This is a genomic window from Mesorhizobium sp. M1E.F.Ca.ET.041.01.1.1 (genome assembly GCF_003997355.1).
Classification (GTDB): Bacteria; Pseudomonadota; Alphaproteobacteria; order Rhizobiales; family Rhizobiaceae; genus Mesorhizobium.
Map to the genome: position 1 here is coordinate 1 of NZ_RZSL01000143.1, position 12,446 is coordinate 12,446.

Sequence of the window (12,446 nt, forward strand, 5' to 3'; positions counted from 1 at the left end):
CCTCCGGGCGCAATGGCGGGCACCTGAACAACGGCCTCGCCCACAGCTATCTTTCGGCCAAAGCGGAACTCGGCAAGGAACGGGCAATCGCGCTCTACCGGGCGCTCGACGACTCCGTCGACAGCATCGAGACGCTGGTCGCCGAGGAGGGTATCGACTGCAATTTCCGGCGCGCCGGCAAGCTGAAGCTCGCCTCCAAGCCGCAGCATTTCGAAGCGATCGCCCGCAACTTCGAGGCCGTCCATGCCGAAGTCGATCCGGATACGGCGCTGCTGTCGCCGAACGATCTCAAATCCGAGATCGGCTCGCCCTTCCATGGCGCGATGCTGTCGAAGAAGAGCGCCATGATGCATATGGGCCGCTATGTGTCGGGCCTCGCGACGGCCGCCGCTCGACACGGCTCCGTCATCCACGAGAACACCAGGGTGACCGACCGCAGGCAGGCTGGCCCCAGGCATGAGCTGACCACCTCGCGAGGCAAGATCAGCGCCGACAATGTGCTGGTGGCGACGGGAGCCTACACGACACCGAATTTCAACTACTTTCGCCGCAGGCTCATCTCGGTCGGCAGCTTCATCATCGCCACTCGGCCGCTGAGCGATGTCGAGATCGCCGCGACCATGCCAGGCAACCGGACATGCGTGACATCGATGAACATCGGCAACTACTTCCGGCTGTCGCCCGACAACCGCCTGATCTTCGGCGGCCGCGCACGCTTCTCGGCGACTTCGGACCAGCGCTCGGATGCCAAGAGCGGGCAGATATTGCAGGCAAGCCTCGCGGCGATTTTCCCGCAACTTTCAAAGGTCGAGATCGACTATTGCTGGGGCGGGCTGGTCGACATGACCAAGGACCGCTTTCCGCGCGCCGGCTATCATGACGGCATCTGGTACGCGATGGGCTACTCCGGTCATGGCGCGCAGCTTTCCACCCATCTCGGCATGATGCTTGCCGACGCCATGCTCGGCCGCGAAGACCGCAATCCGCTGAAGGGGCTCGAGTGGCCTGCAATCCCGGGCTATTCCGGCAAGCCGTGGTTTCTGCCGATGGTCGGCCTCTACTACAAGGCGCTCGACCGGATCCAATGATCGAGCTGGAGCTTAGCCCAGCCCGCCGATGTGAAAGCTTTTCATCTCGAGATATTCCTCGATGCCGGCCTGCGCGCCCTCGCGTCCGAGCCCGGACTGCTTGACGCCGCCGAAGGGTGCGACCTCCATCGAGACCGAGCCGGTGTTCAAGCCCACCATGCCGAACTCGAGCGCCTCGCCGACGCGCCAGGCGCGTTTCAAGTTCTCGGTGTAGAAGTAGGAGGCAAGCCCGTAGGGCGTGCCATTGGCGAGCGCGATCGCTTCTTCTTCGGTCTCGAAACGAAAGAGCGGCGCGACCGGGCCAAAGGTTTCCTCGCCGGCGAGCTGCATCTCGTTCGTGGCGCCGGTCAGCACCAGCGGCGCGACATATTGCTGGCCTTCGGGCAAAGCCGGCTTCTGCGTGATGATCGCAGCACCCTTGGCGAGCGCGTCCTCGACATGCGGTTGATCTTCTCGACCGCCGCCATGTTGATCATCGGCCCGATGGCGACGCCAGGCTGCGTGCCTGGCCCCACGGCCATGGCGTTGACGCGAGCGGCAAGCTTCGCGGCGAAGGCGTCATGGACACCGGCCTGGACCAGGATGCGGTTGGCGCACACGCAGGTCTGACCGCCATTGCGGAATTTTGAGACGAGGGCGCCCTCGACAGCGAGATCGAGATCGGCGTCGTCGAAGACGATGAAGGGGGCGTTGCCGCCAAGCTCGAGGCTGAGACGCTTCACGCTGTCGGCAGCGCCACGCATCAGCAGCGAGCCGACCCGCGTCGAGCCGGTGAAGGAGATCTTGCGAACGGTTTCGTTGGCCATGATCTCGTTGCCGATGTCGGTCGGCATGCCAGTCACGATGTTGATGACGCCGGCCGGGATGCCGGCCCGTTCGGCAAGCACGCCGAGCGCCAGCGCCGAATAGGGCGTGAACTCGGACGGTTTGATCACCACCGTGCAGCCGGCGGCCAATGCTGGCGCGACCTTCCGGGTGATCATGGCGTTCGGAAAATTCCATGGCGTGATGATGCCGCAGACGCCGACCGGTTCCTTCAGCACGATGATGCGGCGGTCTTGTGTGGGCGAGGGGATGGTGTGGCCGTTGATGCGGCGTGCTTCTTCCGCGAACCATTTGACGAAGGACGCGCCGTAGCGGATCTCGCCCTTGGCTTCGTCCAGCGGCTTGCCCTGTTCCGTGGTCAAGATCAGTGCCAGATCGTCCAGATGCGCGAGCATCAGACCATGCCAGGCTTCCAGCAGCGCCGCGCGCTCGGCATTGGTCTTCTTCCTCCAGTCCCAATAGGCTGAGGCCGCGGCCTCGATGGCAGCGCGGGTCTCCGCAAGGGCCATGCCGGGCACTGTGCCTATCGTGGCCTGCGTCGCCGGATCGATGACGTCGACCGTCTTGCCGGAGCTGGCAGCAACCCATTCGCCGCCGATCAGGCCGGCTTCGCGCAAGAGGCTTTTGTCCTTCAGGGTTTTCATCGGAAACGACCTTGCATTCAGCTGAGCGCCGCGACGATGGCGGCGGTGATGGTGTCTGTTTTGTCCTTGCCGGCAGTGGTTCCGATGCCGCGCGCGGTCGTCGCTTCGACCGCCTTCATGATGCGACGTGCGGCGGCGGTTTCGCTGAGATGTTCGAGCATCATCGCACCCGACCAGATAGTGGCGATCGGATTGGCGATGCCGAGATGGGCGATGTCGGGCGCCGAGCCGTGCACCGGCTCGAACATTGACGGCGCCGAGCGGTCGGGATTGACGTTGGCGGAGGCGGCATAGCCGAGCCCGCCCTGGATCGCCGCGCCGATGTCGGTCAGGATGTCGCCGAAGAGATTGGAGGCGACGACCACGTCGAGGCTGTCCGGCGCCATGATCATGCGCGCGGCGAGCGCGTCGACATGATAGCTGGTGACTGTGACGTCAGGATACTCCGCCGCCAGCTTTCGCGTGATCTCGTCCCAGAACACCATCGAGTATTTCTGCGCGTTGGACTTTGTGACGGAGGCCAATTTGCCGCGCCGTGCCCGCGCCTGCTCGAAACCGAAGCGAAGGATGCGCTCGACGCCGGCGCGGGTGAAGATCGAGGTCTCCACCGCGACCTCGTCCTGCGTGCCCTGGTGCACGCGCCCCCCGGCGCCCGAATATTCGCCTTCGGTGTTCTCGCGGATGCACAAGATATCGAAGCTCTCGGCGCGCAGCGGACCCGTCACGCCCGGCAGCAGACGATGCGGCCTTATGTTGGCGTATTGCACGAACGCCTTACGGATCGGCAGCAAAAGACCGTGCAGCGAAACGGAATCGGGCACTTCCGCCGGCCAGCCGACGGCGCCGAGCAGGATGGCGTCGAAGCCGCGCAAGGTCTCGATGGCGTCTTCCGGCATCATGCGGCCGGTTTCCTTGTAGAATTTGCAGGACCAGGGGAACTCCGTTGCCGTCAGGACAAAGCCCGCGTGTTTGGCCGCAGCCTCCAGCACGGACCAGGCAGCGACGATCACGTCGCGGCCGATACCGTCACCGGGGATCAGGGCGATCGAATAGGACTTCATCGGCATCTCTCTAGAGGCTGATCAGGACGCTCTTGGTCCTGCGGTTGGCGAGATAGGCTTCGCGACCAAGATCCTTGCCGATGCCGGAGCGCTTGTAGCCGCCGGTCGGCAAGATGTGGTCGCGCGAGCGGCTGTAGCGGTTGACCCAGACCGTACCCGCCTCGAGCTTGCGCGCGATGCGTATGGTGCGGGACAGGTCGGAAGTGAACAGGCCGGAAGCCAAGCCGTAGGTCGGATGGCTGGCCAGTGCCAGCGCCTCTTCTTCGGTCTCGAAGATCTGGACAGTCAGGACCGGGCCGAAGATTTCCTCGACGATCGCCGGACTGGCCCGGTCGACATTGGCGATCAGCGTCGGCTCGTAGAAATAGCCCGGATCGTCCATGGCGCTGCCGCCGGTCAGGCACTCGCCGCCGGCGGCGACCGCAGCCTGCACGATGCTGTCGACACGCGCGCGTTGCCGTTCCGAGATGATCGGCGAATACTGCGTCGCCTCGTTCCAGGTCGAGCCTGGCCGCACCGCTTTCATCCGCTCCAGGATGGCCGTCGTCAGCCTATCTACGACACTCTTCTCGACGATCAGGCGCGTGCCGGCGACGCAGGCCTGGCCGGCGTTGAAGGTGACGCTGCCGGCGATCGCCGTCGCTGCCTTGTCGAGGTCGGCATCGGCAAAGACGAGCTGCGGGCTCTTGCCGCCGAGTTCCAGCGTCATCGGCTTGACGCCGGTGCGAGCGACGTTCTCCATGATGGCAGAACCGGCGCGGGTCGAGCCGGTGAAGCTAACCTTGGCGATCTCTGGATGGCCGGTCAGCGCCGTGCCGGTCGTCGGGCCGTCGCCGAGCACCACATTGATCAGCCCCGCCGGCAGGCCGGCCCTCACAGCGAGTTCCGCCAGATAGACGGCCGAGAAGGGCGTCATTTCCGACGGCTTCAGCACCACTGCGTTGCCGGCTGCCAGCGCCGGACCGAGCTTCCAGCCGGCCATCGAGATCGGAAAATTCCAGGGCGTGATCGCGCCGACCACGCCATAGGGCTCGCTCATGATCATGCCGAAGCTGGCGTCGTCGGTCGGTACGAGCTCGCTGCCTTCCTTGTCGGCGAATTCGGCAAAGAAGCGGATCTGCTCGGCGGTCACGGCGATATCGCCCGCGACGAGCTGGCCGACGGGGCGCGTCGAGGACAGCGCCTCGATCCGGGCGAGCGTCGCGGCTTCCGCCTCGATCAGGTCGGCCCAGGCCTGCAGGGCCCTCGTGCGCTCACGCGGGCGAACGCCGCCCCAGTTGCTCGACTTCAAGGCCCCCTTGGCGCTTTCCACTGCGCGGTCGATCATGTCGACGCCCGCCACCGGGCAGGCGGCGTATGCCTTGCCGTCCGACGGGCGACGCATCTCGATCGCGCCCTCGGCCGAAATCAGCTCCCCGCCGATGAAGTGGCCAACGGGCAGGGGGATCGTGTCGGGATCGAAGCTCAGGCTCATGGGCAAACCACTCGGTAGTATCGGCTTCAGCCTAGCGCGTGCCGGCACGCAGCATGCGCCGTTCGGTGATCCGCCGCCGACGAATGTTGCGTGTCGGACGGCAGCGACGGCAAAATCTTCCGCCGGGGTCAGCGCCGGCGCCGACGCTCGCTAGCCTACAGTCACGTAGATTTTGCGCACCGTCTCGATCGTCTTCCAGACACCGGTGAAGCCCGGCTTCATCACGAAGCTGTCGCCGGCCCGGTACGCCACTGCCTCGCCGGCGTCCGGCGTGATTTCGACAACGCCGGAGAGGATGTGGCAGAACTCGAACGTCTCCCCCTTGATCGAGCGCGTCTCGCCAGGTGTCGCCTCCCAGACGCCTGTATGAACGAGGTCGTCCTTGGCGACGTCCTGCGCCCAGGTCTTGAAGGCGGGATCGCCGGCAATCAGCCGCTCGGGCAGCGCCTTGGATTCGCGCGGTGAAAAGCTCGGGTTGGTCTCGACGGATTTGAGCAGGGACAAAGGATGGCCTTTCGGTTGGAGCTTGACTTTGATGCATGTCGTTCTCCCAGAACCGCTGCACACTTCTGGGCGACATGCATTAATAACCGCGCGACCGGTCGACGAGCCCGATCGGGTCGAGACCGGCGCGATGGCGCCTGATGTTGTCGATGACGGCGCGCGCCGCGGTCGCCGGCTGGGTGACGCTGGCGATATGCGGGGTCAAGATGATCTTCGGATGCGACCAGAATGGATGGCCCGCGGGCAGCGGCTCGGGATCGGTGACGTCGATCATCGCCGCCGAAAGCTGGCCGCTGTCGAGCGCGGCGACTAGCGCTTCGTGATCGAGCTGCGGCCCCCGGCTGGTGTGGATCAGTGCTGCGCCTTCAGGCAGTTTCGCAAACAGCCCGGTATTGAGGAACCCGCGCGTCTCCTCGGTCAGTGGCAGCAGGCAGACCAGTATGTCGCTGGCCGCGAGCATCTCCTCCAGTCCGGGCTCGCCATGATGGCAGGCCACGCCCTCGATGTGTCGCGGTGAGCGGCTCCAGCCGGCAAGCGGAAAGCCGAAGGGTTCAAGCCGGTCGAGGACCGACTGGCCGAGCTGTCCGAGACCGAGCACGCCGACCCGGCGCGACCCGGCCTGGGGCTGCGCGATATCGCGCCACTCGCCGGCGCGCTGCTGCGCCAGATAGGCGGGCAAGTTACGGTGGAGTGCCAGCACGCCGAGCGTCACATATTCCTGCATCATGCGCACGATGCCTTCCTCGATCATGCGCACGACCTTCACCGTCGCGGGCACCGCATCGAAGCGGAACTGGTCGACGCCTGCGCCGATGGAAAACAGGATTTCAAGGTTGCGGTAGCGAGCGAGGTTTTCCGGCACCGTCCAGGTGATGAGGTAGCGCACCGCGTCCGGATCAACCGTCGCGGCATCCATGGCGAAGCGGAGGTCCGGCAATTCCTTCGCGAAGGCCTCGGCGAAGATCGCGCCGCGCCGCGCATCGGAGTTGAACAGGAAGGTCATTCCGGTTGCTCCTTCAGGCCGTGCAACGCCTGCCGAGCGCCTCGATCATCCGCTGGCTGGCGACGAGTTCGCTGGCGAGGATGTACTCGTCCGGCTTGTGGGCGCGGGCGATATCGCCGGGGCCGCAGATGATCGCATCGAGCCCGGCGGCCTGGTAAAGCCCGGCCTCCGTGCCGTAGCTGACGGCAGCCAAAGGCGTTTCACCGGTCAGTTCGCCCAGCAGTGCCGCCAATGGCGCGTCCTGCTGCAGTGACAGCGCCGGATAAGCGCTCACCGGTGTCCACTCGACAACATAGCCTTGCGCGGCAAGCGCTTCGGCTCTTGCCTTGACCGGCGCGAGCAGGCCAGCCGGATCAATTGTGGGCACGGCGCGCGCCTCCAGGTCCAATGTGCAGGTATCAGGGATGATGTTGACAGACTGGCCGCCTGCGATCACGCCCGCCTGCAGCGAGGAATAGGCGGGCTCGAAGGCAGGATCGGACGGACCGTGCGTCAGCCTTCCGGCCTCGCTGACGGCGGCGCTGAGGACATCGGCCATGGCATGGATAGCGTTGAGGCCTAGATCGGGGCGAGAGGAATGGCCGGAGCGGCCATGGATTGTCATGCGGGCAGCCGCCTTGCCCTTGTGGCCGCGCACGGCGCGCATGCCGCTCGGCTCGCCGACGATGACGCCAAGCGGCTTGGCGCAAAGTTCGGGAAGCTGGTCGATCAGATGCGGCACGCCACGGCACCCGATCTCCTCGTCATACGAGAAGGCGAGGTGGATCGGTTTGGTGAGGCGCAGCCCGGCCAACGTGGACACAGCCGCAAGCGCGGCGGCCAGGAATCCCTTCATGTCCGTCGTGCCGCGTCCATAGAGCCGTTCGCCTTCCCGACGCAGCGCGAAAGGGGACGAGCTCCATTGCGGCTCGGCGGCGGGGACGACGTCCATGTGGCCGGAGAGGATATAGCCCGGAACATCGGCGGGGCCGATCGTCGCGAAAAGATTGGAACGGTCGCCTTCCGGGCCCGGAAACAGGGTGACCTTTGCGCCGTGTTCGCCCAGATAAGTCTGGATCCAGCCCGCTATGTCGCCGTTAGGCTTGCCGGCGACCGACGGAAAGGCGACCAGACGGTCGAGCATGTCGAAGACGTCCATTCCAGCCCTCAAGGCGTTTTCGGGTTTGCGGGTCCGGTTCCGCAGGCCATAACTGCAGAATTGCCACAGAGCATGGGCGCGTTTCTTCGCGATTGCGTGCCGAAAGCGGAAGTGTTTCAGTCGAATCTTGCGTTGGCGGGCGGCATTCGAGCAAATCGTATCGGTCTTGTTGTTTAGCGTTGGCAGGGCAGGGGGCGTTGAATGTCACCCGTCAGGCAATCTTTCAGAGGCAAGGAATTGAAGCCGTCCGAAAGCTTGAAAATAGATGCCTTCTCGATGCGCATCGCCGACATCGAAGGTGTTGAGCTGGACCGTTTGCATGCGCTCTCGCTGTCGGTGGGGTGGCCGCATCGAGCCGAGGACTGGCAATTCCTGCGCGAAACGGGGCACGGTTTCGTGGCGCTCGATGAGATTGGTCGCGTTCTCGGTTCGGCAATGTGGTTCGAGCACGGCCCCGATTTTGCAACCGTGGGCATGGTGATCACCTCGCCGCGATTGCAGACCCTAGGGGCCGCGCAATGGCTGATGCAGCGCGTTTTCGACAAGATCCCCCAGCGCGACTTGCGCCTCAACGCGACCCGCGCCGCGCGACGGCTCTATCTTTCGCTCGACTTCCAGCCGGAGAAGACCGTCTACCAATGCCAGGGCATCGCCCGCGTGCCGACGACGGAGAGCCCAGCCGAGGCGCCAGGCGACATCCGGATTTTGGACGCAAGCGATATTCCGGCGACGATCGCGCTCGACGCCGCGGGCTTTGGCGTGAAGCGGCCGGCACTCATTGAAAGGCTCTTTGCGCATTCGGTCGGCTACGGGCTTTTCGACGGAAACAAGCTGACCGCTTTCGCGCTCTGCCGGCCCTTCGGGCGCGGCCATGTCGTGGGGCCGGTCGTGGCCGAAAGCGATGCCGACGCCGTGGCGATCCTCCGGCCGCACGTAGCCGACCATTCGGGGACTTTCCTTCGTGTCGACACCCACATGGACAGTGGCGAGTTCGCCGCCTTTCTCTCGCATGCCGCAATGCCGGTCTTCGACACGGTGCTGACCATGTCGTTGGGCAAACGCCTCGCCGATTTTGCCGCCCGCGGCGAGGCTAGTCCGAAGACTTATGCTCTAGCGAGCCAAACTCTCGGGTAGGTTTGTTCTCGACTTGGGGCCGGTTTTAGCCCTTGCAATCGAACGTCCAAATATGGACATCTCGCGCCAGAACCTGCCAGTCCACTTTCGGCCCCACACCACTCGCGTTCATACCAGGTCAACAAAGCAATCAGTGCCGCTTTCTTGGGAGGTGAGGGCTGACACCAATTGGATTGAATTAGCCCTCCTCTGTGATCGTTGGGTTCGCCAGACCATACGAGAGAATACGAAGGAAACGGGTTGGCGAACCAGCCGCTAACGTATTGATTTTGTGTCGAAAACGATGACCCTCCGGGCCCACCATTATCGTTATTTATCAACGCGTTATAAGGCGGTTCACCAATAGGCTCGCCAAGCATCGGCTTGCGCGTCACAAGACGCACGACTCGATCCATGCCCTGGACCGCCAGCCGAACCTGCGACGCCTCGCGGGAGTAGAGCTCCGCATAATCGATGTCGTCGTGCCCCAGTACGTCCATGAGCTGCCGGGTCGAGGCCTCGATCTACGGAGACACGCTGAACCACCGGATGAAGATCGTGCGCTATCCGGGCCGCGATCAGACCGGGGACGACCAGGGCGTCGGCGCGCACAAGGATGGCGGGTTCCTGACCCTGCTGCTCCAGGACGAAAAGGGGCTTCAGGTGGACTATGGCGGGAGCTGGATCGACGCCGATCCGATCCCCGGCACGTTCGTCGTCAACATTGGCGAATTGCTGGAACTCGCCTCCAACGGCCATCTGCGCGCGACGGTTCATCGTGTCGTTACCCCGCAAGCCGGCGTCGAGCGCTATTCCGTGCCCTTCTTCTTCAGCGCCCGGCTCGATGCCGAGATACCGCTGCTCGGCTTGCCCGCCGAGCTCGCCATCGAGGTGCGCGGCCCAGCCAGCGATCCCGACAATCCGCTGTTTCGCAATGTCGGAGCCAATGCGCTGAAGAGCCGCCTGCGCTCGCATCCCGATGTCGCGTAGCGCCACTATGCCGACATTCTCAATTCGGCCGCTGCCTGACGGGTCACCGCACCACTACATCGCGGCGATCTCGGGCATGCCGGTCCGCCTCAAGCGTCTGCCGCGACGAGCGCCGCGGCAAACGCTCCGCCTACCGCGATGGACGCAGCCGGCGGGCGGCCCCACGTCCTCGCGTTATCGCGGATCATTGATCGATCCATACGTCCGCGAAGTTCTCGTTCAGTCCGCCAGCGCCGATCGTGTGGTCGTGGACCCTCTTGTTGAAGATGGTGAACTGGTTGAGCGTGAGCAGTGTGATGTCGGGCACCTCGTCGACGACGAGCCGCTGGAAGGTGAGGAAGTATTCCTTGCGCTTGGCCTCGTCGAGCTCGACCGCTGCCGCCTCGAGCGCGGCATCCGCCGCCGGGTTGCTCCAGCCTGAGCCGTTCGAGAACGGCACGCCCTGCTTGAAATTCTTCGACCAGTAGAGACGCTGGACGCCGAGCGTGGGGTCGAACAGGTTGCTCATCGAGTTGTTGGTGAAGTCGAACTGGCGGTCCGTGTAGACGCGCTTGATGTAGGTCGCGAAATCCTGGCTGCGAATCGTGATGTCGATGCCGACCTTGCGCAGCGCTTGCGCCAGATAGTCGGCGGTGCGCTTGTAGCTGTCGCCATAGGGCAGGTAGTCGTGGTCGAGGTGGAAACGGATGCCGTCGGCGCCACGCTTGAATCCCGCCTCGTCGAGGAGTTGCTCGGCCTTCGCGGGGTTGTACTCGTAGACTGTCGTGTTTGCGTCGAAGTACTGCGTCAGCAGCGGACTGATCGGCGTCGGCGAGATGATGCCATAGCCATAATAGACCGTGTTGAGGATGAGGTTGCGATCGATGGCGTGGGCGATCGCCCGGCGCACGCGCAGGTCCTTCAGGTATTTGTTCGAGAGGTTGAACTCGATGCGGGTAACTGAGGGGCCGTAATTGTAGCCCTTCGTCTCGAAGCCCAACTGCGGAAGTGCCTTCAGCCGCTCGATCTCGCTGAGCGGGACAGGCGTTTCGCCGCCGATATCGACCTCGCCGGTCTCGAACGCGGCCGTGCGGGCAGCGGCGTCGGGGACGAACTTCACGATCAGCTTGTCGACATAGGGCTTCGGCTTGTCCCAGTAGTTCGGGTTGCGTTCGTAAAGGATGTAGCTGCCGCGCACCCATTCCTTGAACACGAACGGACCGGTCCCGATCGGCGCCGACGTCGCCGGATTCGTTGCGGGGTCGCTGTCTCCGTAGATGTGTTTGGGCACGATCGGTGATTCCGAAGCCGCAAAAGCCTTAAGCAGATAGGGTGCAGGCTTGCTGAGCATGATGACTGCAGTCAGCGGGTCGGGTGTCTCGACCGCGGTCACGTTCTTGAATGTGCCGCGTCCGCGCGGATGGTACTGCTGCAGAAGCTTGATCGAGTGAGCGACGTCCGCCGATGTGAAGTCCACGCCGTCATGCCATTTGACGCCGGCGCGCAGCTTGAAGGTGTAGCGCAGCCCGTCGTCGCTTACCGACCATTCGGTGGCGAGCTGCGGGACCGGATTCAGATTCTCGTCGTATGCGAGCAGCCCCTCGGTCACCTTTGCGGTCACCTTTTGGGTGGGGCCGGCCGTGTGTGCGATGCCGACCAGCGCCGGCGGCTCGGGTTCGACCAGGAAGGTCAGCGTACCGCCGTGTCTCGGCTCCGCCAGAGCCAAGGCGGAATCGAATGAGAGTAAAACCGTTGCGATCGCAACGATTACTGAGCGGAGCGTCTTCATCAGCGGTCCTCGCTTAGCCTGCCATTGTCGGCGCCGCGGCTGACCTTTTGGTCGCCGGACAGCAAACCTTCGAGAATACGCGGGTGGTGCGGGCGCGAACTCAAGAAAGAAATTCTCGCCGCAACGCGAAGCAGACATTTCTGGACTGTCGCGCCGCGGCGGCTGAGGGTGGCGGCCACCCAGCAGCAGACCGGTGGACGAGAATGGCTTTGCCTAGGAAGAGAAATCGCGATGCAGACCCGGATCGCGAGGCTCGGGAAACGCTCAGGCTGATCGGCCCGGATCCGGCGAGTTGGGTTCCGGATCGAGCGGGCATCGACCACAACGTGGCGATAATAGGCGGTGGCCAGACCGGCGCGACCTTCGCCTTCGCGCTGCGGCGCGCCGGGATCGGCAAGGTGACCGTCATCGACGCCGCCGAGGATGGCAAGGCCGGCATCTGGCTCACCCATGCCCGGATGAACCGGCTGAGGACGCCGAAGAGCCTGCCCGGACCGGAGCTCGGCCTGCCTGGCCTCAGCTTCCAGTCCTGGTACGAGGGACGACACGGTGCCGAGGCCTATGCTGCCTTCGACCGCATCGCACGCACCGACTGGGCGAAATATCTGAAATGGTATCGCGAGTTCCTCGGGATCGAGGTCCGCTACCGGACCAGGCTTGTCCGCGTCGATCCCGCCGCCGATCATCTCGAGCTGCACCTCGAAACCGGCGACGGCGCGACTGTCGTCGAGACGACGCGCAAGGTAATACTGGCAAACGGATTCGGCGGCAGCGGCGGCGCGATCGTCCCGCCCGTGTTGGCGAGGTTGCCGACCGAGCTGGTCGCTCACACCTCGCG

9 protein-coding genes and 3 pseudogenes are annotated in these 12,446 nt (G+C 64.3%); 4 read left to right on the plus strand and 8 right to left on the minus strand.

Going from position 1 to position 12,446, the window contains the following annotated elements; all coding sequences use genetic code 11:
- Positions 1 to 1,088, plus strand: a 1,088-nt coding sequence (locus tag EOA38_RS14365; protein ID WP_145965962.1) for an FAD-binding oxidoreductase, incomplete at its 5' end; no start/stop codon positions are given.
- A 12-nt stretch (positions 1,089 to 1,100) separates the two neighbouring features.
- Here the strand turns inward: EOA38_RS14365 and EOA38_RS14370 are convergent.
- The 6 genes and pseudogenes from EOA38_RS14370 to argE form a co-directional block, all read right to left on the minus strand.
- Positions 1,101 to 2,557 (minus strand): annotated as a pseudogene (locus EOA38_RS14370) (NAD-dependent succinate-semialdehyde dehydrogenase).
- Between the two features lie 17 nt (positions 2,558 to 2,574).
- Positions 2,575 to 3,618 carry a tartrate dehydrogenase gene (locus EOA38_RS14375; RefSeq protein ID WP_127299474.1) on the minus strand — a complete coding sequence of 348 codons (1,044 nt, stop codon included), beginning with the start codon at positions 3,616 to 3,618 and terminating at the stop codon, positions 2,575 to 2,577.
- Between the two features lie 10 nt (positions 3,619 to 3,628).
- Complete coding sequence (locus tag EOA38_RS14380) at positions 3,629 to 5,092, minus strand: aldehyde dehydrogenase family protein (RefSeq protein WP_127299475.1); 1,464 nt, start codon at positions 5,090 to 5,092, stop codon at positions 3,629 to 3,631.
- 150 nt (positions 5,093 to 5,242) lie between these two features.
- Positions 5,243 to 5,596 carry a cupin domain-containing protein gene (locus EOA38_RS14385; RefSeq protein ID WP_127299476.1) on the minus strand — a complete coding sequence of 118 codons (354 nt, stop codon included), beginning with the start codon at positions 5,594 to 5,596 and terminating at the stop codon, positions 5,243 to 5,245.
- 79 nt (positions 5,597 to 5,675) lie between these two features.
- Positions 5,676 to 6,599 (minus strand): glyoxylate/hydroxypyruvate reductase A, encoded by a 924-nt coding sequence (locus tag EOA38_RS14390; RefSeq protein WP_127299477.1) that lies wholly within the window; start codon positions 6,597 to 6,599, stop codon positions 5,676 to 5,678.
- 13 nt (positions 6,600 to 6,612) lie between these two features.
- A complete protein-coding gene (gene argE / locus EOA38_RS14395) occupies positions 6,613 to 7,737 on the minus strand; it encodes an acetylornithine deacetylase (protein ID WP_127299478.1) in 1,125 nt (374 codons plus the stop codon).
- A 201-nt stretch (positions 7,738 to 7,938) separates the two neighbouring features.
- On the opposite strand from argE, the gene EOA38_RS14400 reads away from it, so the two are divergent.
- Complete coding sequence (locus EOA38_RS14400; protein WP_127299479.1) at positions 7,939 to 8,871, plus strand: GNAT family N-acetyltransferase; 933 nt, start codon at positions 7,939 to 7,941, stop codon at positions 8,869 to 8,871.
- A 374-nt stretch (positions 8,872 to 9,245) separates the two neighbouring features.
- On the opposite strand, the pseudogene EOA38_RS14405 reads toward EOA38_RS14400, so the two are convergent.
- Positions 9,246 to 9,368: pseudogene (locus tag EOA38_RS14405) on the minus strand (integrase); the annotation flags it as partial.
- A 22-nt stretch (positions 9,369 to 9,390) separates the two neighbouring features.
- Between EOA38_RS14405 and EOA38_RS14410 the strand changes: the two are divergent.
- A pseudogene (locus EOA38_RS14410) lies at positions 9,391 to 9,840 on the plus strand (2OG-Fe(II) oxygenase family protein); the annotation flags it as partial.
- Between the two features lie 184 nt (positions 9,841 to 10,024).
- On the opposite strand, the gene EOA38_RS14415 reads toward EOA38_RS14410, so the two are convergent.
- Complete coding sequence (locus tag EOA38_RS14415) at positions 10,025 to 11,608, minus strand: ABC transporter substrate-binding protein (protein ID WP_127299480.1); 1,584 nt, start codon at positions 11,606 to 11,608, stop codon at positions 10,025 to 10,027.
- 203 nt (positions 11,609 to 11,811) lie between these two features.
- On the opposite strand from EOA38_RS14415, the gene EOA38_RS14420 reads away from it, so the two are divergent.
- The coding region (locus EOA38_RS14420; protein ID WP_148669484.1) for an FAD/NAD(P)-binding protein at positions 11,812 to 12,446 on the plus strand (635 nt) is incomplete at its 3' end.